Source organism: Pseudomonas gingeri (assembly GCF_013386115.1).
GTDB lineage: Bacteria > Pseudomonadota > Gammaproteobacteria > Pseudomonadales > Pseudomonadaceae > Aquipseudomonas > Aquipseudomonas gingeri.
Genome location: NZ_JACAOR010000011.1, coordinates 45543 through 68031 on the forward strand (window position 1 = coordinate 45543; position 22489 = coordinate 68031).

Here is a 22489-nt window from a genome sequence, read left to right on the forward strand (position 1 = left end):
TCAGGCGTCGGCCTTGCGCGGGGGCTGGCCGCGGACCAGCGCCCGCCAGGCGAAGCGGTTCGGATGGCAGGCCTCGGCGACGCTGCGGGGCAGTGGCAGCGGTTCGTTCTCCAGCCAGGCGGCCAGCAACTCGCCCGACAGCGGTGCGGTGATCAGGCCACGGGAACCATGGCCGCTGTTGATGTACAGCCCTTCGAGCCAGGGGCAGGGCACTTGTGGTATCTGCCGCGCATCCTTGGCCAGGATGCCGTAGGCCTCGGCGAACGCTGCCGGGTCGGCCAGCGGACCGACGATGGGCAGATAGTCGGCGCTGGTGCAGCGAAAGGCGGCACGCCCTTGCAACTGCTCCGGGTCCTGTCCGACGGCGTTCAGGCGTGTCGCCAGATCGGCGGAGATGTCCTGCAACAGCGCCAGGTTGCCGATGTGCTCCGCCGTGGTCGGGGCCAGGTCCGCGTTCTTGAAATCGAAGCTGGCACCGAGGGTGTGTTCGCCGAGGCGTGCCGGCGCGACATAGCCTTCGGCGCAGACCACCGTGCTCAGGGCGGCACTGTCGGCGGTCTGGGCCAGGCGGGTGATCTGTCCGCGAATGCGCTTGAGCGGCAAGGCCGCGGCGGCGGCGAAACGCTTCACTTCGGCGGCCCCGGCGAGGACCAGCACCGGGGCGCTGGCCAGCAGGGTATCGGCGTCCCAGGCCTGCCACTGGCCGTCGACCTTGCGCAGTTCGACGGCATTGCTGTGGGGACAGACCTCGATGTTCGGCTGTGCGGCCTGCCAATCACACAGGGCCGGCGGGTGGACCCAGCCGCCCTCGGGGAAGAACAGCCCGCCGTGTTCAAGCGTCACGCCGGCCCGGGCTTCGGCCTGCTCGCGATCCAGCACCTGCAGCAACTCGGTGCTGAAGGCGGCGGCCAATTGCGCCTGGCGCTCGGCTTCCTTCTCGTCGAAGGCCAGTTGCAGCACGCCGCAGCCGTCCCAGTCGACGCCTCTGTGCAACTGTTCAAGCAGGCGCCGGGTGTGCCCGAAGCCACTGAGAATAAGCTGCGACAGCGCGGTGCCATGGGCCGACAGCTTGAGGTACAGCACACCCTGGGGGTTGCCCGAGGCTTCCCGGGCCAGGGCCTCGTGGCGTTCCAGCAGGCAGACCTGCCAGCCACGGGCAGCCAGGCTCGCGGCGCTGGCACAACCGGCCAGGCCGCCGCCGATCACCAGGGCCCGGCGTTCGCCGATCCGGGGGGCGGGGCGGGCAAACCAGGGTTTGGCCGGCAGCGGCGCCGGCACCTCCGGCGGCCAGCCGACGAACTCGCCCCGCAGGATTTCCCATTTGTGGCCGATGCCCGGCGTGCGCTTCATCTTGAAACCGGCCGCGTTCAGCGAGCGGCGGACCCAGCCGGTGCTGGTAAAGGTGCTGATGGTCGAGCCGGGGGCTGCCAGGCGCGCCAGTTCGGCGAACAGCCCGGGGGTCCACATCTCGGGGTTTTTCGCCGGGGCGAAACCGTCGAGGAACCAGGCATCGACCTGGGCATCCAGTTGCGGCAGTTGCTCCAGCACATCGCCGATCAGCAGGGTCAGGGTGACCCGTCCGTTATCCAGCAGCAGGCGCTGGAAGCCCGGGTGGATCGCCACGTATTGCTTGAGCAGCGGGGTGGCAAACGCCGCCAGTTCGGGCCAGAGGGCCAGGGCCCGTTGCAGGTCGGCATGGCTCAGCGGGTACTTCTCGACGCTGACGAAATGCAGGCGCGCACCGGGCACCGCGCATTGTTCGAAGAGTTGCCAGGCGCAGAGAAAATTCAGTCCGGTACCGAACCCCGTCTCGCCGATCACCAGCCGCCCGTTCGGCTCCAGGGCTTCGAAGCGTTCCTTCAGGCGATTCTGTTCGATAAAGACATAGCGGGTTTCTTCCAGGCCCGAGGCATCGGAAAAATACACATCGTCGAACACCCGGGAGTGGGGCAATCCCTGGTCGTCCCAGTCGATCTGGGCGTGGGGCGGTACGCGGCTCATGGTGGAACTCGTGAACAAACAGTCGGCCATTCTAGCCGATTGGCCGGCACCGGATTGATCCAGGGCAAATGCCAGGGACTTAGCGGCCCACGGTGCGGTCTGATCCGCTAATCTTGCTCAATTCTGGAAGGAGCCCTCCATGTTCGAATCCGCTGAAATCGGTCACGCCATCGACAAAGACACCTTCGACGCCGAGGTGCCCGCCCTGCGCGAGGCCCTGCTCGAAGTGCAGTTCGAATTGCAACAGCAGAAGCGTTTCCCGGTGATCGTCCTGATCAACGGCATCGAAGGGGCCGGCAAGGGCGAAACCGTCAAGTTGCTCAATGAATGGATGGACCCGCGGCTGATCGAGGTCCGCACCTTCGACCAGCAGACCGATGAAGAACTGGCCCACCCGCCGGCCTGGCGCTACTGGCGGATGTTGCCGGCCAAGGGGCGGATGGGGGTGTTTTTCGGCAACTGGTACAGCCAGATGCTGCAGGGACGGGTACACGGCCTGTTCAAGGATGCGGTACTCGACCAGGCGATTGCCGGGGCCGAGCGCCTGGAGAAGATGCTCTGCGACGAAGGCGCGCTGATCTTCAAGTTCTGGTTCCATCTGTCCAAGAAGCAGATGAAGGCCCGGCTCAAGGCCTTGCAGGATGACCCGCTGCACAGCTGGCGCATCAGCCCGCTGGACTGGCAGCAGTCGGAAACCTACGACACCTTCGTGCATTTCGGCGAGCGGGTGCTGCGCCGGACCAGCCGCGATTATGCCCCGTGGCATGTGATCGAAGGCGTCGACCCGCACTACCGCAGCCTGACGGTGGGGAAAATCCTCCTCGAGGGCCTGCAGGCGGCGTTGAAGGCTTCCCAGGTCGAGTCGCGGCCGACCAATAGCGCGCCGCTGCCGGCGGGCGTCGACCAGATGAGCCTGCTCGACAGCCTGGACATGACCCTGAGCCTGGAGAAGGCCGACTACGAGGAACAACTGATCACCGAGCAGGCGCGACTGTCGGGCCTGATGCGTGACAAGCGCATGCGCAAGCACGCACTGGTCGCGGTGTTCGAAGGCAATGACGCGGCGGGCAAGGGTGGGGCGATCCGCCGCCTGGCCGCGGCCCTCGATCCGCGCCAGTACAGCATCGTGCCGATTGCCGCGCCCAGTGAAGACGAGCGGGCCCAGCCTTATCTGTGGCGCTTCTGGCGGCAGATCCCGGCGCGGGGCAAGTTCACCGTGTTCGACCGATCCTGGTACGGCCGGGTGCTGGTGGAGCGGGTGGAGGGCTTCTGTAGCGTCAGCGACTGGTTGCGTGCCTACGGCGAGATCAACGATTTCGAGGAACAGTTGAGCGACGCCGGGGTGATCGTAGTGAAGTTCTGGCTGGCCATCGACAAGCAGACCCAGCTGGAACGTTTCCAGCAGCGTGAAGAGATTCCGTTCAAGCGCTTCAAGATCACCGAGGACGACTGGCGCAACCGCGAGAAATGGGACCTCTACCGCGCGGCGGTGGGCGACATGGTCGACCGCACCAGCACCGAGATCTCGCCCTGGACCCTGGTGGAGGCCAACGACAAGCGCTGGGCCCGGGTCAAGGTCCTGCGCACGGTCAACCAGGCGATCGAAGAGGCCTTCGCCAAGTCCGACAAACACGACAAGAAGGGCAAGAAGTCGAAATAAGACGATGATGACGCATACGCCCAGTGAATGATTGTCGCAGTCCCGGATTGGGCGAGCTTATGCTCGTGCTCTCCTGGACCGACAATGACAATGAGGTGTTCCCATGCGTGAAGTGGTGATCGTCGATAGCGTGCGTACTGGCCTGGCCAAGTCGTTCCGCGGCAAGTTCAACCAGACCCGGCCCGACGACATGGCCGCCCATTGTGTCAACGCCCTGCTGGTGCGCAACGGCATCGATCCGGCCAGCGTCGAGGATTGCATTGTCGGTGCCGGCTCCAACGAAGGCGCCCAGGGCTACAACATCGGGCGCAACGTCGCGGTGCTGTCGCAACTGGGCACCGGCACGGCGGGCATGACCCTCAACCGCTTCTGTTCCTCGGGCCTGCAGGCGATTGCCATTGCCGCCAACCAGATCGCCTCCGGGTGCAGCGATATCATCGTCGCCGGTGGTGTCGAGTCCATCAGCCTGACGATGAAAAGCGTCAATACCGAGAACCTGATCAACCCGCTGCTCAAGGAGCAGGTTCCGGGTATCTACTTCCCCATGGGGCAGACGGCGGAGGTGGTCGCCCGGCGTTATGACGTCAGTCGCGAGCAGCAGGACCTGTATGCCCTGCAAAGCCAGCAGCGCACCGCCGCCGCCCAGGCCGCGGGCCTGTTCGACGATGAAATCGTGCCGATGACGGTAACCTACGCGGTCGAGGACAAGGCCAGCGGGCAGATCCAGCGCCTGCAAGGCGTGGTCGACCGGGATGATTGCAATCGCCCGGACACCACCCTGGACAGCCTGGCCGGACTCAAGCCGGTATTTGCCGAAGATGGTTCGGTGACGGCGGGGAACTCGTCGCAGTTGTCCGATGGCGCGTCGATGACCCTGGTCATGAGCCTGGAGAGGGCGCTGCAACTGGGGCTGAAACCCAAGGCGTTTTTCCGTGGTTTCACCGTGGCCGGCTGCGAGCCGGACGAGATGGGCATCGGTCCGGTGTTCTCGGTGCCGAAGCTGCTCAAGGCCAAGGGCTTGACGGTGGCGGACATCGATCTGTGGGAACTCAATGAAGCCTTTGCCTCGCAATGCCTGTACAGCCGCGACCGGCTGGAGATCGACAATGCCAGGTACAACGTCAACGGCGGTTCGATTTCCATCGGCCATCCGTTCGGCATGACCGGTTCACGCCAGGTCGGGCATCTGGTGCGCGAGCTGCAACGGCGCAACCTGCGCTACGGCATCGTGACCATGTGCGTGGGTGGCGGGATGGGCGCGACGGGGTTGTTTGAAGCGGTGCGCTGATAACAAGGTGGAGGCTGTCTGGGGGCAGTGCTGTCTTTAGGGAAGTGCTGCCTGGAGGGGAATGCTGTCTGTAGGGGGGCTCTGTCTGGGGGGGAGTACTGTCTGTAGGGGAGCTCTGTTCATGTGGGAGCGGGCTTGCCCGCGAAGCTTTTGGGGCTCCTGAAGACGCCTTCGCGGGCAAGCCCGCTCCCACACAAGCCCGCCCCTATATAGCCTTCTGCCACAAGGCGGCTGTACTTTTGTCAGAGACCGGCCTGGATATCCTTTGCCAGTTGCATCCGCTGTATATAGAGCCGGGTTCCCCGCTGGGCATCGTCGCGGGTGAAAAACGGTCCTTCCAGGGTGTTCTCCCGGGTGCTGAAAAAATACAGGCCATTGATTGCAGTGACACGGTCGCTACGAAAGCGCGTGGCCTCGGTGCTGTCCTGGGCGCGTTTGCCGAACATGGAGAAAATTCCGTGGATAGAAGGTGGCTGTCAGAAAACCAGCATAAAACTTATAGAGATACGTCGCCTGATCGTCCGATCAACGGTTGAAGCCAATTTACTGGCGGCGCTCAGGCGTCGATCAATGTCGCTTTTGTCTGCCCTGGCGGCTGTGGAGCGGATCGTGAGCCGCTTAGAATGGCGGCTTGAATCCCTCGGCCCACAGGACTGTCCATGCATATTTCATCCGGCCGCTGGGGCTATGGGATGTTCCTCGCCCTGTTGACCGCCGTGCTCTGGGGCATCCTGCCCATCAAGCTCAAGCAGGTCCTGCTGGTGATGGACCCGGTGAGCGTGACCTGGTGCCGGCTGGTCGTCTCCGGCGGTTTCCTGTTCTTCTACCTGGCGGCCACGCGCCGCCTGCCGAGCTGGCGCGCGCTGGGCCCGCGGGGTGGCTGGCTGGTGCTGCTGGCGGTGTTCGGCCTCACCGGCAACTATGTGCTGTACCTGATGGGCCTGAGCCTGCTGAGTCCGGGCACCGCGCAACTGGTGGTGCAGATGGGGCCGATCTTCCTGCTGATCGCCAGTCTGTTCGTGTTCAAGGAACGCTTCAGCCTGGGCCAGGGCATCGGGCTGCTGGTGCTGCTGGTCGGCTTCGGGTTGTTCTTCAACCAGCGCTTGAGCGAGTTGCTGACCTCCCTCGGAAACTATACCGCCGGTGTGTTGCTGGTGTTGCTGGCCTCGACGGTCTGGACCTTTTACGCCCTGAGCCAGAAGCAGTTGCTGACGGTCTGGAATTCGTTGCAGGTGATGATGGTGATCTACCTGTTCTGTGCCTTGCTGCTGACCCCCTGGGCGCATCCCGCCGAGGTCTTGCAGTTGAGCCCCTTGCAGGGCTGGCTGCTGCTGGGTTGCTGCCTGAATACGCTGGTGGCCTATGGCGCGTTTGCCGAGGCGCTGGCGCATTGGGAGGCATCGCGGGTCAGTGCGACCCTGGCGATCACGCCGCTGGTGACCTTCGGTTCGGTGGCGCTGGCGGCGTGGATCTGGCCGGAATATGTGCATGCCGAAGAGATCAACGGCCTGGGGTATGGCGGGGCGGTACTGGTGGTGGTCGGTTCCGCGCTGGTGGCGCTCGGCCCTTCGCTGATTGCCGGGCTCAAGGCCCGGCGAGCGCGGTTGGCGGGGCAGCCCACCTTGTAGCTGGTGATGCGGCCTGTGGGAGCCGACTTGCTGGCGACAACGAGCCGACATCTTTATCGACTGCCCCGGCGCCATCGCCAGCAAGCCGGCTCCTGCAACGGCAAGCGGACGGGTATCAGCCGTTCTTGCCCGATTCCAGCATGTTTTCCGGACGTACCCAGGCGTCGAACTCTTCGTCGGTGAGATAGCCCAGCTCCAGCGCCGCTTCGCGCAGGGTAAGGTTCTCGCCGTAGGCCTTCTTGGCGATTTCCGCCGCCTTGTCGTAGCCGATATGCGGGTTCAGCGCGGTGACCAGCATCAGTCCGCGTTCCAGGTGCGCGGCCATCTGCACCGGGTCCGGTTCCAGGCCGGCGATGCAATGGGCCTGGAAGTTGCTGCAGCCATCTGCCAGCAGGCGGATCGATTGCAGCAGGTTGTGGATGATCACCGGCTTGTACACGTTCAATTGCAGGTGGCCCTGGCTGGCGGCAAACCCGATGGTCACATCGTTGCCCATGACCTGGCAGGCCAGCATCGACAGGGCTTCGCACTGGGTCGGGTTGACCTTGCCGGGCATGATCGAGCTGCCCGGCTCATTGGCCGGCAACCTGACCTCGGCGAACCCTGCACGGGGGCCGGAGCCCAGCAGACGCAGGTCGTTGGCGATCTTCATCAGGGCCACGGCCAGGGTCTTCAGGGCGCCGGACAGGCTGGTGAGGGGTTCATGGCCGGCCAGGGCGGCGAATTTGTTCGGTGCGCTGACGAACGGCAGGCCGGCCAGGGCCGCCAGTTCGGCGGCGATCGCTTCGGAAAAACCGTGGGGCGCGTTGAGCCCGGTGCCGACCGCCGTCCCGCCCTGGGCCAGTTCGCATACCGCCGGCAATGTCGCGCGGATGGCCCGCTCGGCATAGTCGAGTTGCGCGATGTAGGCGGAGACTTCCTGGCCGAAAGTGATCGGCGTGGCATCCATCATGTGGGTGCGTCCGGTCTTGACCAGCTTCATATGGCGCGCGGCCAGTTCCGCCAGGCCACCGGACAGCTCGGCAATCGCTGGCAGCAGTTGCCGGTGCACCGCCTGGACCGCGGCGATATGCATGGCGGTGGGGAAACAGTCGTTGGAGCTTTGCGAGCGGTTGACGTGATCGTTCGGGTGTACTGGCGACTTGCCGCCACGGCCCTTGCCGGCCAGTTCGTTGGCGCGTCCGGCGATGACCTCGTTGGCGTTCATGTTGCTCTGGGTGCCACTGCCGGTCTGCCAGACCGCCAGGGGGAACTGGCTGTCATGTTCGCCGGCCAGCACTTCGTCGGCGGCCTGTTCGATCAGCCGGGCGACATCGGCGGGCAGGTCGCCATTGCGGTCGTTGACCCGGGCCGCGGCCTTCTTGATCAGGGCCAGGGCATGCATCACCGCCAGCGGCATCTTTTCGTCGCCGATGGCGAAATTGATCAGTGAACGCTGGGTCTGGGCGCCCCAGTAGGCGTCTTCCGGGACATTCACCTGGCCAAGGCTGTCGGTTTCGATACGGCTCATGGGGCACACTCCTCAAGGTCTGATAGCGCAGTTTAGGCCCTGATCGGCCTGGTAGGTTCCTTGCGTCGGTTTTTACCACCTGCGGCCCGCCTCGAGAGTGTCACAAACGGTGCCGGGGTTGAGTGACACACTTTGTTAGGCGCAGAATGGTCGCCCTTGGGGTTTTACCTCGCCTGTTAGTTAAAGGAAACTCGATGACCCGTCTTCGTGCCATCTGTACCGCGGTTGCTCTGGTATGCGCCAGCGGCCAGGTTTTCGCCGATACCGCCAGCCACAACGCCAGTGCCGAAGCTTTCCTGACGCTGGCCCATGCCGACAAGCTCGGAACCCCGGTCTACTCGCAAGTGCAGCAGATGTTCGCCCAGCGCTTCGCCCAGACCCAGGCACCGGACTCGAAAAAGCCGCTGCTCGATACCTACCAGGCCAAGGCCAATGCCGCCCTGGACCAGGCCATCGGCTGGAACAAGCTCAAGCCTGACATGGTCAAGCTCTACACCGACAATTTCAGCGAATCCGAACTCAAGGACCTGGTCGCGTTCTACCAGTCGCCACTGGGCAAGAAAGTCCTGGAAAAAATGCCGCAGCTGACCCAGCAATCGGCCCAGATGACCCAGGCCAAGCTGGAAAGCGCGGTGCCCGTGGTCAACAAGCTGCTGGAAGACATGACCAACGAACTGGCGCCGGCCAAGGCTGCACCGGCGAAGAAGAAGTAAGCGGAGCCCGCGATGACCATGCAACAACGTATCGAAACCGCCTTGGGCGCCTTGCACCCCGAGCATCTGCAAGTGCTGGATGAAAGCCACATGCACAGCCGCGGGTTGCAGACCCACTTCAAGGCGGTGCTGGTCAGCGAGCAGTTTGCCGGGTTGAACAGCGTCAAGCGCCACCAGAAGGTCTACGCCACCCTGGGTGACCTGATGGGGCAGTTCCATGCGTTGGCCTTGCATACCTACACCCCTGAAGAGTGGGTGAAAATCGGTTCGGCACCGGCTTCGCCGACCTGCGCCGGCGGTGGGCACTAAGTTCGCTTTTTGCTAGAATCCGCAACGCGCCGCTCAGTCGGCGCGTTTTTTTTTGCGTCCGGTTCGCCCTTTGCGAGGGCAGCCACCTGGAGAGAAATACCCATGACCCAACCTATCGTCGTGGCGGCACTGTACAAGTTCGTCACCCTCGAAGATTACGTCGCCCTGCGCGAGCCACTGTTGCAGGCGATGGTCGACAACGGCATCAAGGGCACGCTGCTGATCGCCGAGGAAGGCATCAACGGCACCGTGTCCGGTAGCCGCGAAGGCATCGACGGGCTGATGGCCTGGCTGAAGAAAGATCCGCGCATGGTGGATATCGACCACAAGGAATCCTACTGCGACGACCAGCCGTTCTATCGGACCAAGGTCAAGCTGAAGAAGGAAATCGTAACCTTGGGCGTCGAAGGCGTGGACCCGAACAAGCAGGTCGGTACCTATGTCGATCCGCAGGACTGGAACGCCCTGATTGCCGATCCGGAAGTGCTGCTGATCGATACCCGCAACGACTACGAGGTCTCGATCGGTACCTTCGAAGGCGCCATCGATCCGAAAACCACCAGCTTTCGCGAGTTTCCCGACTACATCAAGGCCAACTTCGACCCGGCCCGGCACAAGAAGGTCGCCATGTTCTGCACCGGCGGCATTCGTTGCGAGAAGGCCTCGAGCTATATGCTCGGCCAGGGTTTCGACGAGGTCTATCACCTCAAGGGCGGGATCCTCAAGTACCTCGAGGAAGTGCCCCAGGAACAGAGCCAATGGCGTGGCGACTGCTTCGTGTTCGATAACCGCGTGACCGTTCGCCATGACCTGAGCGAAGGCGACTACGATCAGTGCCACGCCTGCCGTACGCCTGTCAGCGTCGAAGACCGTGCGTCGGAACACTATGTGGCCGGCATCAGTTGTCCGCATTGCTGGAACACACTGAGCGAGAAGACCCGCCGCAGTGCCATCGACCGGCAGAAGCAGATCGAGTTGGCCAAGGCGCGCAATCAACCCCATCCGATCGGCTACAACTATCGCCAACCTTCCGAGGCCTGAACCATGTCCGCGCGCCTGCTCTATGTGATGGATCCGATGTGCTCCTGGTGCTGGGGCTTTGCCCCGGTGGCCGAGGCCCTGGTCAAGCAGGCGCAGGCCGCGGGCGTCGAGTTGCACCTGGTGATGGGTGGCTTGCGCACCGGCAGCGGCACGGCCCTGGAACCGACCACCCGGCGTTACATCCTCGAGCACTGGCAGGCGGTCACCGAGGCCACCGGCCAGCCCTTCACCTTCGAAGGCGCCTTGCCCGAGGGTTTTGTCTACGACACCGAGCCGGCGTGCCGGGCGGTGATCACCGCACGAAGCCTGGCGGCGGACTGCGCCTGGCGGCTGGTGGGGCTGATCCAGCGGGCTTTCTACGTTGAAGGACGGGATGTCACCCAGGCCAGTGTGCTGGTGGAGTTGGCCGAGGCGGCCGGCGTGCCGCGCATCGAGTTTGCCGAGGCCTACGACAAGGCCGAGCAGCATGCGGCCACGGCGGCGGACTTTACCTGGGTCCAGGACCTGGGCATCGCCGGTTTCCCGACCCTGCTGGCCGAGCGCAATGGCCAGCTGGCGCTGTTGACCAATGGCTACCAGCCCCTTTCCGAGTTGTCACCGCTGCTCGGCCGCTGGCTGGAGCGTGCGGCCTGTGCCTGATCCCGACGCTTCGCGACAACCCGCCGACCGCCTGAGCTGGGCGGAAATCCGGCGCCTGGCACTGCAGCACAGAAAAGCCTTGTGGATTGCCAACGGTGTCGCGGTCATGGCGACCCTGTGCAGCGTGCCGATCCCGCTGTTGCTGCCATTGCTGGTGGACGAGGTGCTGCTCAAGCACGGCGACGCGGCGTTGCAGGTGATGAACCATCTGCTGCCCGGCGGTTGGCAGAGCGCGGTCGGTTATATCGGCCTGATGCTGCTGATCACCTTGTGCCTGCGTTGTGGCGCGCTGTTGTTCAACGTCCTCCAGGCCCGGCTGTTTGCCGGGCTGGCGAAGGATATCGTCTATCGCATCCGCACCCGCCTGATCGAGCGCCTGAAGCGGATTTCCCTGGGTGAGTACGAAAGCCTTGGCAGTGGCACGGTGACCACGCACCTGGTCACCGACCTGGATACCCTCGACAAATTTGTCGGGGAAACCCTGAGCCGTTTCCTGGTGGCGATGCTGACGCTGGTCGGCACCTCCGGCATCCTGGTGTGGATGCACTGGAAGCTGGCGCTGCTGATCCTGCTGTTCAATCCGCTGGTGATCTACTTCACGGTGCAACTGGGCAAGCGCGTCAAGCACCTGAAGAAGCTGGAGAACGACAGCACTTCGCGGTTCACCCAGGCACTGACGGAAACCCTCGATGCCATCCAGGAAGTCCGCGCCGGCAATCGCCAGGGCTTTTTTCTCGGCCGCCTCGGGCAACGGGCCCGGGAAGTGCGCGACTATGCCGTGGCCTCGCAGTGGAAAAGCGACGCGTCGAGTCGGGCCAGTGGCCTGCTGTTCCAGTTCGGCATCGATATCTTCCGCGCGGCGGCCATGCTCACCGTGCTGTTTTCGGACCTGTCGATCGGTCAGATGCTCGCGGTGTTCAGTTACCTGTGGTTCATGATCGGTCCGGTGGAACAACTGCTCAACCTGCAATACGCCTTCTACGCGGCAGGCGGCGCGCTGACGCGGATCAACGAATTGCTGGCGCGTGCCGACGAGCCGCAGTATCCGGGTGGCGTCGACCCGTTTGTCGGGCGGGATACGGTCGGGATCGAAGTGCGCGGGCTGAGCTTTGCCTATGGCGACGAGCCGGTTCTCGATCAACTGGACCTGTCCATCGCGCCGGGTGAAAAGGTCGCGATCGTAGGTGCCAGCGGCGGTGGCAAGAGCACCCTGGTGCAATTGCTGCTCGGTCTCTATACGCCGCAGTCCGGGACCATCAGGTTTGGCGGCTCGTCCCAGGCCGAAATCGGCCTGGAGACCGTGCGCGAGCATGTCGCGGTGGTGCTGCAGCACCCGGCGCTGTTCAACGACACGGTCCGCGCCAATCTCACCATGGGCCGCGAACGCAGTGACGAAGCCTGCTGGCGCGCCCTGGAAATCGCCCAACTCGACAGCACCATCAGGGTCCTGCCCCAGGGCCTGGACAGCATTGTCGGGCGTTCCGGCGTGCGCCTGTCCGGCGGGCAGCGCCAGCGCCTGGCGATTGCCCGGATGGTACTGGCCGAACCCAAGGTGGTGATTCTCGACGAGGCGACCTCGGCACTGGACGCCGCCACCGAATACAACCTGCATCAGGCCTTGAGCCGGTTTCTCAGCGGTCGTACCACCTTGATCATTGCCCATCGCCTGTCGGCGGTAAAACAGGCCGATCGCGTGCTGGTGTTCGATGGCGGCCGGATAGCCGAAGATGGCGACCATCAACAGCTGATCGCCGAAGGTGGCCTGTACGCCAAGCTTTACGGGCACCTGCAGAAAATTTGACGCTCTTGAGTTTTTCGCGGATTTCTGTGCTTAGTGGTTGAATTGACTGGAAGAAATATTTTTCCCTTGCTGTCGGCGCATACCTGGCCAGAAGCGGTGGTTTCGAGTCGATCAACGATCCATTCGAGGTTGCTGAAATTAGCCTAGGCTGTGCTATCAGGGGTGAAATTCTCTCGGCTGTCCATCTGGCTGTGCTGATGCAAGGGAACTCATGAAGCGCAAGCAAACTCTCGGAACGCCACGGCTGTTGGGCATCGTCTGGCCCTTTATCGCGGTCGTGCTGTTTCAGGCATTGCTCGGTTGTCTCAGCCTCTATGTGCTTTCTGCCGTGCGGGGTTATGTGGCTGGCGAGAGTCTCTGGTCAAAGGGGCAGAAGGACGCGATCTATTACCTCAACCTGTATGCCGACAGCCGCGACGAGGCGATTTTCCTCAAGTACCAGCAGGCGATTGCCGTGCCCCAGGGCGGGCATGAGCTGCGCATCGCCCTGGATGCCGCGACACCCGACCTGGAAGCGGCGCGTCGGGGGATCCTGCAGGGCGGCAATCACCCGGATGACGTCTCCAGCCTGATCTGGCTGTACCTCAATTTTCGCCATTTCAGTTACCTCGAACAGGCCATCGAAAAGTGGACGGTGGGCGATGGCTACCTGGTGCAACTGGATGAGGTTGCCCAGCAGATGCACCGGGCGATTTCCGCCAATATGGCAAGCGCTGCCGACATCCAGCACTGGAAAGGCCGGATCTTCGCCATCAACGACGGGGTGACCCCGGCTGCCAGGGCCTTCAGCGATGCCCTGGGCGAAGGCTCGCGGGTGATCCTGCGACTGCTGCTGATCACCAACCTCGCCACGGCCCTCGGGCTGATCGCCCTGGCTTTGCTGCGCACGCACAAGCTGCTGGCCCAGCGCCATGCCTTTGCCGACGCCCTGCAACTGGAAAAGGAGCGGGCGCAGATCACCCTGGAGTCCATCGGCGACGGGGTGATCACCACCGATGTCGAGGGGGCCATTGCCTATATGAACCCCGCCGCGGAGCACCTGACCCATTGGAAAGCTGCCCAGGCCTACGGATTACCTCTGGCGGCACTGTTCAACCTGCTGGACGAAAATGCCCAGGAGGAAGGTTTTACCCTGATCGAACACATTCTCAGCGGGCAGTTGGGCGGCGGCAGCGAGCACTCCAAGCTGATCCAGCGGCTGGACGGCAGTACCGTGTCGGTGACCCTGGTCGGGGCGCCGATCCGCAATGCGGGGAAGGTCAGTGGTGCGGTGCTGGTATTGCACGACATGACCCAGGAGCGGCAATACATCGCCAACCTGTCCTGGCAGGCCACCCACGATGCCTTGACCGGCCTGGCGAACCGGCGCGAATTCGAATACCGCCTGGAGCAGGCGCTGCATAACCTGGGGCGCCAGCCCGGTAGACACGCCTTGATGTTCCTCGACCTGGACCAGTTCAAGCTGGTCAACGACACCTGCGGGCATGCCGCCGGTGACGAACTGCTCCGACATATCTGCGCGCTGTTGCAATCCGGCCTGCGCGAAGGCGATACCCTGGCGCGGCTGGGCGGTGATGAGTTCGGCATTTTGCTGGAGAATTGCCCTTCAGACGTCTCTGAAAAAATCGCGGAAGGATTACGCCAGACTGTGCAGAACCTGCACTTTGTCTGGAAAGGGCGGCCCTTTGTCACCACGGTCAGTATCGGTCTGGTGCATATCCAGCAGACGCCCGCGACGCTGGAATCCTCCCTGCGGGCGGCGGACATGGCGTGCTACATGGCCAAGGAAAAAGGTCGCAACCGGGTTCAGGTGTATCACGCCGACGATTCGGAGTTGTCCCTGCGCTTCGGCGAAATGGCCTGGGTCCAGCGCCTGCACATGGCCCTGGAGGAGGATCGTTTTTGCCTGTACTCGCAGGAAATTTCCTCGCTGGGTCAGACCGATCATGCAGATGGTCATGTAGAAATCCTGCTCAGGTTGCATGATGAAGCAGGGCGGATGATCCTCCCCGACAGCTTTATCCCGGCGGCCGAGCGCTACGGTCTGATGAACCAGCTGGACCGCTGGGTGGTGCAGAACGTGTTCAAGGTGGTGGCGCAGTGCATTGCCCTGGAGCGTGAAGAGCCGATGGCGATGTGTGCGATCAATCTGTCAGGCACGACCATCGGCGACGAGAACTTCCTCGGCTTCCTCCACGAGCAATTTGCCCTGCACGGGATTCCGCCGCGGCTGATCTGTTTTGAAATCACTGAAACCAGCGCTATTTCCAACCTCGGGAGTGCCATTCGTTTTATCAATGAGCTCAAAGGGTTGGGTTGTCACTTCTCTCTGGATGACTTTTGTGCCGGTATGTCTTCATTCGCATATCTTAAACATTTGCCTGTAGACTTCCTGAAGATCGATGGAAGTTTCGTAAAGGATATGCTGGACGACCCGATTAACCGCGCCATGGTCGAAGTGATCAATCACATCGGCCATGTCATGGGGAAGCGAACCATTGCCGAGTTTGTTGAAACGCCGCAGATCGAGCAGGCATTGCTGGAGATCGGTGTCGATTATGCTCAGGGCTATGTGATCGAACGCCCGCAGCTGTTCACGTGCGACAGTCTGCTGTGTCGACCCGCGCGACCTCGACCCTTGTTGTTCAGGGCGCCTGGCACGTTCCGCTGAAACCTTTGCAGGTCTGCACACATCACCACTCAAAAGGAGCTCGACAGTGATCGACACATTCAGCAGAACCGGCCCGCTTATGGAAGCCTCCAGCTACCCCGCATGGGCACAACAGCTTATTCGGGACTGTAGCGAGAGCAAGCGCCGGGTTGTCGAACACGAACTTTACCAGCGGATGCGCGACAACAAGCTGAGCGCGAAAACCATGCGCCAGTACCTGATTGGCGGCTGGCCGGTGGTAGAACAGTTTGCGTTGTACATGGCCCAGAACCTCACCAAGACCCGCTTTGCCCGCCATCCTGGCGAGGACATGGCGCGTCGCTGGCTGATGCGCAATATCCGCGTGGAGTTGAACCATGCCGACTACTGGGTGCACTGGAGTCGCGCCCATGGCGTGACGCTCGAAGACCTGCAGGCGCAACAGGTCGCCCCTGAACTGCATGCCTTGAGCCATTGGTGCTGGCATACCAGCTCGGCGGATTCGCTGGTGGTGGCGATTGCCGCGACCAACTACGCCATCGAAGGGGCTACCGGCGAATGGTCGGCGGTGGTCTGCTCCTCTGGCGTCTACGCGGCGGCATTCCCCGAGGAGGAGCGCAAGCGGGCGATGAAATGGCTGAAGATGCACGCCCAGTATGACGATGCCCATCCGTGGGAAGCGCTGGAGATCGTCTGCACCCTGGCGGGCATGAATCCGAGCAAGGCGTTGCAGGTCGAGCTGCGCCAGGCCGTCTGCAAGAGCTACGACTACATGTACCTGTTCCTGGAGCGTTGCATGCAGCTGGAAAAGGTCCCGGTCGCCCGTGAGCGCCAGGCAGAACTCGCTGCAGGCTGAGTTGACAGGTGGCGGGGGTTACCCCGCCATTGCCAGTCGGTTGCGACCTTCGCGCTTGGCCACATACAAGGCGCTGTCCGCGCGCCGCAGCAGGCTTTCCGTTGACTCCCCCGCCAGCAAGGTGGCGCAGCCCAGGCTCACCGTCAGGGCGATGGTCTGCTCGTTGGCCGGATAATCCTGGCTCTGCGCCGCCTGGCGCAGGCGTTCACCGACCATGGCCGCCGCTTCGCGACTGGTGTTGGACAGGACGATCAGGAACTCTTCCCCGCCATACCGGAACACCATGTCGATATTGCGCAGCTGGCTCTTGATCGAGGCGGCGACGGCCTTGAGTACCTGGTCGCCGGCGCTGTGGCCGTGGCTGTCGTTGATGCGCTTGAAGTGATCGATATCGAGCATCAACAACGAGAGCGGCTGGCTGTGGCGACGGGCCAATTCGATTTCCCGTTGCAGGGTCTGGTCCATGGCAATGCGGTTGCCGGTCTCGGTCAGTGGGTCGCGCAGCGCGCTCTGGGTGGCGGCGCGGTACAGCAAGGCGTTGCGTACCGGATAGAGCAGGCAGGAGAGCAGTGACTCCAGGTTGCCCAGTTCCTGTTCGGTGAAGCGCTGGTTGCGCCGGAACAGCAACTGCCCCAGGTGCTCGCCCTCGTGGCTGAGGCTGTAGCTCACCGAGTGATGACCGCGCTGGCCGAATTCGAGGCGCAGGTCGCTGCTTTGATGCACGTAGATCAGTGAGTGCAGGGGGACCAGGCGCTGAATCTCGCGGAAGAACAGGCCGAGGATGCGTTCCGGCTCAAGGCTGGTCTGCAACTGCAGGCCGAGTTGCTGGCGCAGCTGGGTGAGGGTGGTGGGGCGTTGGAAAAGACTGGGGGCCTGACCGAAACCCAGGCGCTGCAACTTGGCACTGTCGAAGTCAATGGTGTTGGTCTGGATCGGTGTCTTCATGGTGGTCAGCCCCTGGGTACAGCATGCGGTCTTACAGGCTGGTGAGAGCGGCTTGGGGGCTGCGCGTCGTACTGATCCATCAGTCCCGTAGGACAATTGGCAACAGTCTAATCGTTTCGCCCGGGCTTGGTAGCCCGAGCCGATGGAACGCCCGCGGCTTTCACACAACCTGTCTGAGGGAAGTTAGAGCGAAAGTCGTGCCAACCGGTTCAATCAAATAAAACTCGTTGCAATTCATCAGGTTGTTTTTTGCTTGAAGGGCAAAGCCGGGGACGGGCGGCAGTTGTTTGACTTGCCGTACTGGCTTTTTGAAATGCCCGACTTGCCGTGCCGGTATTCCGGCACGGGGGTGTGAGGAGGGATGGATTACTGGGCGTTGAAGGCCTGGCCGTTGATGCCGGTGCTGTCCGGGCCCATCAGGTACAGGTAGACCGGCATGATCTCTTCAGGCGTCGGATTGTTCTGCGGGTCCTCTCCTGGATACGCCTGGGCGCGCATGCTGGTGCGAGTGGCGCCGGGATTGATGCTGTTGGCGCGCACGGGGGCAACGTTGTCGAGTTCGTCGGCCAGGGTCTGCATCAGGCCCTCGGTGGCGAACTTGGAGACCCCGTAGGCGCCCCAGTAGGCACGGCCCTTGCGGCCGACGCTGCTGGAAGTGAAGATCACCGAGGCGTCCTGGGACAGCTTGAGCAATGGCAGCAGAGTGCTGGTCAGCATGAACATGGCGTTGACGTTGACCTGCATGACCCGCATGAAGTTTTCGCCCGAGAGCTGTTCGATCGGCGTGCGCGGGCCAATGATCGAAGCGTTGTGGAGCAGGCCGTCGAGGTGGCCGAACTCGGTCTCGATCATCGCCGCCAGTTCGTCGTACTGGTGCGGCAGGGCGGTTTCCAGGTTGAACGGAATCACCGCCGGTTGTGGATGGCCGGCGGCTTCGATCTCGTCATAGACCTGGGTCAGGTTGGCCTCGGTCTTGCCCAGCAACAGCACGGTGGCGCCGTGGGCGGCATAGGTCCTGGCGGCGGCCGCGCCGATGCCGCGGCCGGCGCCGGTGACCAGGATCACCCGATCCTTGAGCAATTCGGGGCGGGCGGAGTAATCAAACATGGCTGAACCTCAACAAATGTAAGAATGACGCTATCCATGGGAGCCGGCTTGCTGGCGATCCAGGCGGCGTGATCGGACAGATACCCCGCGTCGAAGCTATCGCCGGCAAGCCGGCTCCCGCAGGAATCAGCTCAACAACTGCACAGCGCGTTATCCAGGACCTTGCGCAGGTCCAGTGGATGATCCACCACGACGTCGGCGCCCCAGTGATCGGGGTTGTCGTCCGGGTGGATGTAGCCGTAGCGCACGGCGGCGGTGCGGGTCCCGGCGTCGCGGCCCGACTCGATATCGCGCAGGTCGTCGCCGACAAACAGGACACTGGCCGGGTCCAGGTCGAGCATCTTGCACGCCAGGATCAGCGGTTCCGGGTCCGGTTTGCTGTTCTTCACATGGTCCGGGCAGATCAGCAGGGCCGAGCGTTCGGCCAGGCCGAGCTGCTGCATGATCGGCTCGGCGAAGCGCAACGGTTTGTTGGTGACCACGCCCCAGAGCAGATTGGCTTTCTCGATATCCGCCAGCAACTCGCCCATGCCGTCGAACAGCTTGCTGTGGACGGCGCAGGCCTTCAGGTAGCGCTCGAGGAACTCCTGGCGCAGTTCCTCGAAGCCTGGCGACTCGGGGTCCATCATGAAGGTCACCGCGACCATCGCGCGGGCACCGCCGGAAATCTCGTCGCGGATCAGCCTGTCGGCAATCGCCGGCAGCCCGCGATCAGCCAGCATGGCCTGGCAGATGGCGATAAAGTCCGGCGCGGTATCGAGCAGGGTACCGTCCATGTCGAAGAGAACCGCTCTCAAACGCATCGGTCATTCCTCGCGCAGGGTCTGGATCATGTAGTTCACCGCCACGTCCGGAGCCAGCTTGTAGTGCTTGGTCAGCGGGTTGTAGGTCAGGCCGATGATGTCCTTGACCGACAGGCCGGCGTCGCGGCTCCAGGAGCCCAGCTCGGAAGGACGGATGAATTTCTTGAAGTCGTGGGTGCCGCGCGGCAGCAGGCCCATGATGTATTCGGCGCCGACGATGGCGAACAGATAGGCCTTCGGGTTGCGGTTGATGGTGGAGAAGAACACCTGGCCGCCGGGCTTGACCATGCGAAAGCAGGCGCGAATCACCGACGATGGATCGGGTACGTGCTCCAGCATTTCCAGGCAGGTGACCACGTCGAACTGCTCGGGCATTTCCTCGGCCAGGGCTTCGGCGGTGATCTGCCGGTACTCGACGCTGACACCCGATTCCAGTTGGTGCAGTTGGGCCACGGCCAGGGGCGCCTCGCCCATGTCGATGCCCATGACCGTGGCGCCGCGCTGGGCCATGGCTTCACTGAGGATGCCGCCGCCGCAACCGACGTCGAGGACTTTCTTGCCGGCCAGCTTGACCCGCTCGTCGATCCAGTTGACCCGCAGCGGATTGATGTCGTGCAGCGGCTTGAACTCGCTTTCACGGTCCCACCAGCGATGGGCGAGGGCTTCGAATTTGGCGATTTCGGCGTGGTCGACGTTGCTCATGGAACTATCCTCTGAAAACTTGGAAACCAGGGTGATCCAGGGCCGTTCGGGCCCGGGATGATCAAATCAGTGCGCATGACCGCCGATGCGCCGGCCCCAGGTCCGGGCCGTGGCGCTCAGTCGTTGTTCGTCCAGGCGGGTCAGGCGCCGGTCGTCGAGCAGTTGCTTGCCGCCAACCCACAGGTGTTGCACACACTCGCGGCCGCTGGCGTAGATCAGGGTGGACACCGGATCATAGACCGGTTGCTGGGCCATGCCGGAAAGGTCGAAGGCGACGATATCCGCGGCCTTGCCGACTTCCAGGGTGCCGATTTCACTCTCCAGGCCCAGGGCGCGCGCGCCGTTCAGGGTCGCCATGCGCAGGGCGCGATGGGCATCCAGGGCGCTGGCGGAACCGGCAACGGCCTTGGCCAGCAGGGCGGCGGTACGGGTTTCACCCAGCAGGTCGAGGTCATTGTTGCTCGCCGCGCCATCGGTGCCTACTGCCACATTGACGCCGGCCTGCCACAGGCGTTCCACCGGGCAGAAGCCGCTGGCCAGTTTCAGGTTCGATTCCGGGCAGTGGATCACGCTGGTGTTGCTTTCTACCAGCAAGGCCAGGTCGTCATCGCTGATCTGGGTCATGTGCACGGCCTGGAAGCGCGGTCCCAGCAGGCCGAGGCGAGCCAGGCGGGTCAGTGGCCGTTCGCCGTTCTGTTCAACCGCCTGCTGGACCTCGAAGGCGGTCTCATGCACATGCATATGGATCGCGGCGTCGAGTTCTTCGGCGATGACGCGGATTTTTTCCAGGTTTTCGTCGCCGACGGTATAGGGTGCATGGGGACCGAAGGCTATCTTGATACGGGGGTGATGCTTGAGGTCGCCGAACAGTTCGATGGCCTGGCGCAGGGATTCGTCGCTGCTGGCCGCGCCGGGGATCGGGAAGTCGAGGATGGGCACGGCGATCTGGGCGCGAATGCCGCTGTCATGGACGCACTCGCTGGCAACTTTCGGGAAAAAGTACATGTCCGAGAAACAACTGATGCCGCCCTTGAGCTGTTCGGCAATGGCCAGGTCGGTGCCGTCGCGGACGAAGGTTTCGTCGACCCACTTGCCTTCGGCGGGCCAGATATGTTGCTCCAGCCAGGTCATCAGCGGCAGGTCGTCGGCCAGGCCACGGAACAGGGTCATGGCGGCATGGCCATGGGCATTCACCAGTCCCGGGGCGAGCAGTGCCCCCGGCAGCTCGCGGACTTCGCCGGCCTTGAGTTTCAAGGCCTCGGCCCGCGGGCCGATAAAGACGATACGCCCGTCGCGGATGCCCAGGCCGTGCTCCTTGAGGACCACGCCGGCGGGTTCGACAGGCACCAGCCAGGTGGGCAGCAACAGCAAGTCGAGCGGGGCGGCGATGTTCGGCATCGAGGACGGCTTCCAGGCTTTATACAAAAGGACGGCGAAGTATACCCGAGCGTCTTGGCGGGGGGCTCGCTATAATCGGCGGCTTTTGTTTCCCAGTGCGGAGTGAATCATGCGCGATCGGTTGTTGGCAGCGGAAAAGGTCAAGGCCATCGATTGGCGCCAGGGGGCCTTGTATCTGCTCGACCAGCGCATCCTGCCGTTCGAGGACAGCTGGTTGGCCTGTAACAGCGCGGCCGGGGTGGCCGAGGCGATTCGCGAGAGGGTCGTGCGCGGCGCGCCGGTCATCGGCATCGCTGCCGCCTACGGCCTGGTGCTGGCGGCGCACGCGCGGTTTGCCGACGGGCGTGGCTGGGTGGCGGCGCTGGAAGAGGATTTTGCCTTGCTGGCCGCTTCGCGACCGACCGCGGTCAATCTTTCCTGGGCTCTCGGGCGGATGCGCGAACGCCTGGAGCGCGCCCGTGACCTCGCCGATCCGCTGGCGGCGCTGGAGGCCGAGGCCATTGCCATCCATGAAAGCGATCGTGAGGCCAACCTGACCATGGCGCAGTTGGGTGTCGACCTGATCCGCAAGCATCAGGGCAATGCCCAGGCGATCCTCACCCACGGCAATACCGGCGCCTTGGCGACCGGTGGCTTCGGTACCGCGCTGGGGGTGATTCGCGGTGCATTCCTCGAAGGCATGGTCGAGCGGGTCTACGTCGACGAAACCCGGCCCTGGCTGCAGGGATCGCGCCTGACCGCCTGGGAACTGGCCAACGCGGACATCCCGGTGACCGTGAACGCCGATTCCGCCGCCGCCCACATCCTGAAGACCAAGGGCGTGACCTGGGTCATCGTCGGGGCCGACCGGATCACCGCGAACGGCGATGTGGCGAGCAAGATCGGCACCTACCAACTGGCCGTCTGTGCCATGCACCATGGCGTGCGGTTCATGGTCGTGGCCGCGAGCTCGACCATCGACATGAGCCTGGCCAGCGGCGACGATATCGTGCTGGAAGAGCGCGATGGCGACGAATTGCTCAGCGTCGGCGGGCAGCGGCTCGGTGTGCCGGTCGAAGCGTTCAATCCGGTATTCGATGTGACGCCGGCGGACCTGATCGATGTCATCGTGACCGAAAAGGGCATAGTCGAACGACCGGACGCCGCGAAGATGACTCAATTGATGTGTCGCAAGCGCCTGCACTGAGCCGGTTTTTTTCCGGCCAGGTGATTTTTTCGGGGTCTGGATGCAGGCATTTTGCTTTTAAGCCCCTCCCGATGCGCTCTCGAAGGGTTTCGTTGGTCGCCTGTCTACATCCTTATGTATCCGGGGATAGGTGCGTGGCGGCGATTGTGATAACATTCGGCGGTTTCCAGGGCTGTCCGAACCGACTGCCCTTACTGCGCAGATCCATGGCATAACTCGTTGATTTGTCGTAAGTCGTTGCCAGGCATCAGG

At 63.2% G+C, this 22489-nt stretch carries 19 protein-coding genes; 11 read left to right on the plus strand and 8 right to left on the minus strand.

Going from position 1 to position 22489, the window contains the following annotated elements:
- The gene (mnmC, locus tag HX881_RS21350) at positions 1-2001 is read right to left on the minus strand and encodes a bifunctional tRNA (5-methylaminomethyl-2-thiouridine)(34)-methyltransferase MnmC2/FAD-dependent 5-carboxymethylaminomethyl-2-thiouridine(34) oxidoreductase MnmC1 (protein WP_177086506.1); all 2001 of its coding nucleotides are present in this window, start codon (positions 1999-2001) and stop codon (positions 1-3) included.
- A gap of 139 nt (positions 2002-2140) precedes the next feature.
- Here mnmC and pap point away from each other — a divergent pair, with 139 nt between their 5' ends.
- Together pap and HX881_RS21360 are read left to right on the plus strand one after the other, a co-directional pair.
- A complete protein-coding gene (pap, locus tag HX881_RS21355) occupies positions 2141-3661 on the plus strand; it encodes a polyphosphate:AMP phosphotransferase (RefSeq protein ID WP_017129681.1) in 1521 nt (506 codons plus the stop codon).
- A 103-nt stretch (positions 3662-3764) separates the two neighbouring features.
- Positions 3765-4949 carry a thiolase family protein gene (locus tag HX881_RS21360; RefSeq protein ID WP_017129680.1) on the plus strand — a complete coding sequence of 395 codons (1185 nt, stop codon included), beginning with the start codon at positions 3765-3767 and terminating at the stop codon, positions 4947-4949.
- A gap of 242 nt (positions 4950-5191) precedes the next feature.
- Here the strand turns inward: HX881_RS21360 and HX881_RS21365 are convergent, their stop codons facing one another.
- Positions 5192-5395 (minus strand): DUF6316 family protein, encoded by a 204-nt coding sequence (locus tag HX881_RS21365; RefSeq protein WP_017129679.1) that lies wholly within the window; start codon positions 5393-5395, stop codon positions 5192-5194.
- A 213-nt stretch (positions 5396-5608) separates the two neighbouring features.
- On the opposite strand from HX881_RS21365, the gene HX881_RS21370 reads away from it, so the two are divergent.
- Positions 5609-6577, plus strand: a complete 969-nt coding sequence (locus HX881_RS21370; RefSeq protein WP_177086508.1) for a DMT family transporter — start codon at positions 5609-5611, stop codon at positions 6575-6577.
- A gap of 115 nt (positions 6578-6692) precedes the next feature.
- Here the strand turns inward: HX881_RS21370 and HX881_RS21375 are convergent, their stop codons facing one another.
- The gene (locus HX881_RS21375) at positions 6693-8087 is read right to left on the minus strand and encodes a class II fumarate hydratase (RefSeq protein ID WP_103032679.1); all 1395 of its coding nucleotides are present in this window, start codon (positions 8085-8087) and stop codon (positions 6693-6695) included.
- Positions 8088-8281: 194 nt separating this feature from the next.
- Here HX881_RS21375 and HX881_RS21380 point away from each other — a divergent pair, with 194 nt between their 5' ends.
- From HX881_RS21380 to HX881_RS21410, 7 genes are all read left to right on the plus strand, one after another.
- A complete protein-coding gene (locus tag HX881_RS21380; protein WP_017129677.1) occupies positions 8282-8800 on the plus strand; it encodes a DUF2059 domain-containing protein in 519 nt (172 codons plus the stop codon).
- A gap of 12 nt (positions 8801-8812) precedes the next feature.
- Positions 8813-9109, plus strand: coding sequence for a BolA family protein (locus HX881_RS21385; protein WP_017129676.1), 297 nt, complete (start codon positions 8813-8815; stop codon positions 9107-9109).
- Between the two features lie 102 nt (positions 9110-9211).
- Entirely contained in the window at positions 9212-10150 is a 939-nt protein-coding gene (gene trhO / locus HX881_RS21390) for an oxygen-dependent tRNA uridine(34) hydroxylase TrhO (RefSeq protein WP_017129675.1), read from the plus strand.
- 36 nt (positions 10151-10186) lie between these two features.
- Complete coding sequence (locus HX881_RS21395) at positions 10187-10789, plus strand: DsbA family protein (protein WP_177086872.1); 603 nt, start codon at positions 10187-10189, stop codon at positions 10787-10789.
- Positions 10773-12590 carry an ABC transporter ATP-binding protein gene (locus HX881_RS21400; protein ID WP_370591027.1) on the plus strand — a complete coding sequence of 606 codons (1818 nt, stop codon included), beginning with the start codon at positions 10773-10775 and terminating at the stop codon, positions 12588-12590. Before HX881_RS21395 ends, HX881_RS21400 begins: the two co-directional genes overlap by 17 nt.
- 211 nt (positions 12591-12801) lie before the next feature.
- Positions 12802-15261, plus strand: coding sequence for an EAL domain-containing protein (locus HX881_RS21405; protein WP_177086509.1), 2460 nt, complete (start codon positions 12802-12804; stop codon positions 15259-15261).
- Positions 15262-15340: 79 nt separating this feature from the next.
- On the plus strand, positions 15341-16096 hold the full coding sequence (locus HX881_RS21410) for an iron-containing redox enzyme family protein (protein WP_218169430.1): 756 nt from the start codon (positions 15341-15343) through the stop codon (positions 16094-16096).
- An 18-nt stretch (positions 16097-16114) separates the two neighbouring features.
- Here HX881_RS21410 and HX881_RS21415 read toward each other — a convergent pair whose 3' ends face one another.
- From HX881_RS21415 to HX881_RS21435, 5 genes are all read right to left on the minus strand, one after another.
- Complete coding sequence (locus HX881_RS21415) at positions 16115-17041, minus strand: GGDEF domain-containing protein (protein WP_017129670.1); 927 nt, start codon at positions 17039-17041, stop codon at positions 16115-16117.
- A gap of 366 nt (positions 17042-17407) precedes the next feature.
- Positions 17408-18148, minus strand: coding sequence for a YciK family oxidoreductase (locus HX881_RS21420; RefSeq protein ID WP_177086511.1), 741 nt, complete (start codon positions 18146-18148; stop codon positions 17408-17410).
- Positions 18149-18279: 131 nt separating this feature from the next.
- The gene (gene mupP / locus HX881_RS21425) at positions 18280-18951 is read right to left on the minus strand and encodes an N-acetylmuramic acid 6-phosphate phosphatase MupP (protein ID WP_042937165.1); all 672 of its coding nucleotides are present in this window, start codon (positions 18949-18951) and stop codon (positions 18280-18282) included.
- Between the two features lie 3 nt (positions 18952-18954).
- On the minus strand, positions 18955-19653 hold the full coding sequence (gene ubiG / locus HX881_RS21430) for a bifunctional 2-polyprenyl-6-hydroxyphenol methylase/3-demethylubiquinol 3-O-methyltransferase UbiG (protein ID WP_017129667.1): 699 nt from the start codon (positions 19651-19653) through the stop codon (positions 18955-18957).
- A 66-nt stretch (positions 19654-19719) separates the two neighbouring features.
- Positions 19720-21051, minus strand: a complete 1332-nt coding sequence (locus tag HX881_RS21435; protein WP_177086513.1) for a TRZ/ATZ family hydrolase — start codon at positions 21049-21051, stop codon at positions 19720-19722.
- 109 nt (positions 21052-21160) lie between these two features.
- On the opposite strand from HX881_RS21435, the gene mtnA reads away from it, so the two are divergent.
- The gene (gene mtnA, locus HX881_RS21440) at positions 21161-22237 is read left to right on the plus strand and encodes an S-methyl-5-thioribose-1-phosphate isomerase (RefSeq protein ID WP_177086516.1); all 1077 of its coding nucleotides are present in this window, start codon (positions 21161-21163) and stop codon (positions 22235-22237) included.
- The last annotated feature ends 252 nt before the right edge of the window (positions 22238-22489 follow it).

What these genes read in the sequence shown, in the direction of transcription:
- mnmC (WP_177086506.1), bottom strand. Translation starts at nt 2,001, where the DNA reads ATGAGCCGCGTACCGCCCCACGCCCAGATCGACTGGGACGACCAGGGA.
- pap (WP_017129681.1), top strand. Translation starts at nt 2,141, where the DNA reads ATGTTCGAATCCGCTGAAATCGGTCACGCCATCGACAAAGACACCTTC.
- HX881_RS21360 (WP_017129680.1), top strand. Translation starts at nt 3,765, where the DNA reads ATGCGTGAAGTGGTGATCGTCGATAGCGTGCGTACTGGCCTGGCCAAG.
- HX881_RS21365 (WP_017129679.1), bottom strand. Translation starts at nt 5,395, where the DNA reads ATGTTCGGCAAACGCGCCCAGGACAGCACCGAGGCCACGCGCTTTCGT.
- HX881_RS21370 (WP_177086508.1), top strand. Translation starts at nt 5,609, where the DNA reads ATGCATATTTCATCCGGCCGCTGGGGCTATGGGATGTTCCTCGCCCTG.
- HX881_RS21375 (WP_103032679.1), bottom strand. Translation starts at nt 8,087, where the DNA reads ATGAGCCGTATCGAAACCGACAGCCTTGGCCAGGTGAATGTCCCGGAA.
- HX881_RS21380 (WP_017129677.1), top strand. Translation starts at nt 8,282, where the DNA reads ATGACCCGTCTTCGTGCCATCTGTACCGCGGTTGCTCTGGTATGCGCC.
- HX881_RS21385 (WP_017129676.1), top strand. Translation starts at nt 8,813, where the DNA reads ATGACCATGCAACAACGTATCGAAACCGCCTTGGGCGCCTTGCACCCC.
- trhO (WP_017129675.1), top strand. Translation starts at nt 9,212, where the DNA reads ATGACCCAACCTATCGTCGTGGCGGCACTGTACAAGTTCGTCACCCTC.
- HX881_RS21395 (WP_177086872.1), top strand. Translation starts at nt 10,187, where the DNA reads ATGTGCTCCTGGTGCTGGGGCTTTGCCCCGGTGGCCGAGGCCCTGGTC.
- HX881_RS21405 (WP_177086509.1), top strand. Translation starts at nt 12,802, where the DNA reads ATGAAGCGCAAGCAAACTCTCGGAACGCCACGGCTGTTGGGCATCGTC.
- HX881_RS21410 (WP_218169430.1), top strand. Translation starts at nt 15,341, where the DNA reads ATGGAAGCCTCCAGCTACCCCGCATGGGCACAACAGCTTATTCGGGAC.
- HX881_RS21415 (WP_017129670.1), bottom strand. Translation starts at nt 17,041, where the DNA reads ATGAAGACACCGATCCAGACCAACACCATTGACTTCGACAGTGCCAAG.
- HX881_RS21420 (WP_177086511.1), bottom strand. Translation starts at nt 18,148, where the DNA reads ATGTTTGATTACTCCGCCCGCCCCGAATTGCTCAAGGATCGGGTGATC.
- mupP (WP_042937165.1), bottom strand. Translation starts at nt 18,951, where the DNA reads ATGCGTTTGAGAGCGGTTCTCTTCGACATGGACGGTACCCTGCTCGAT.
- ubiG (WP_017129667.1), bottom strand. Translation starts at nt 19,653, where the DNA reads ATGAGCAACGTCGACCACGCCGAAATCGCCAAATTCGAAGCCCTCGCC.
- HX881_RS21435 (WP_177086513.1), bottom strand. Translation starts at nt 21,051, where the DNA reads ATGCCGAACATCGCCGCCCCGCTCGACTTGCTGTTGCTGCCCACCTGG.
- mtnA (WP_177086516.1), top strand. Translation starts at nt 21,161, where the DNA reads ATGCGCGATCGGTTGTTGGCAGCGGAAAAGGTCAAGGCCATCGATTGG.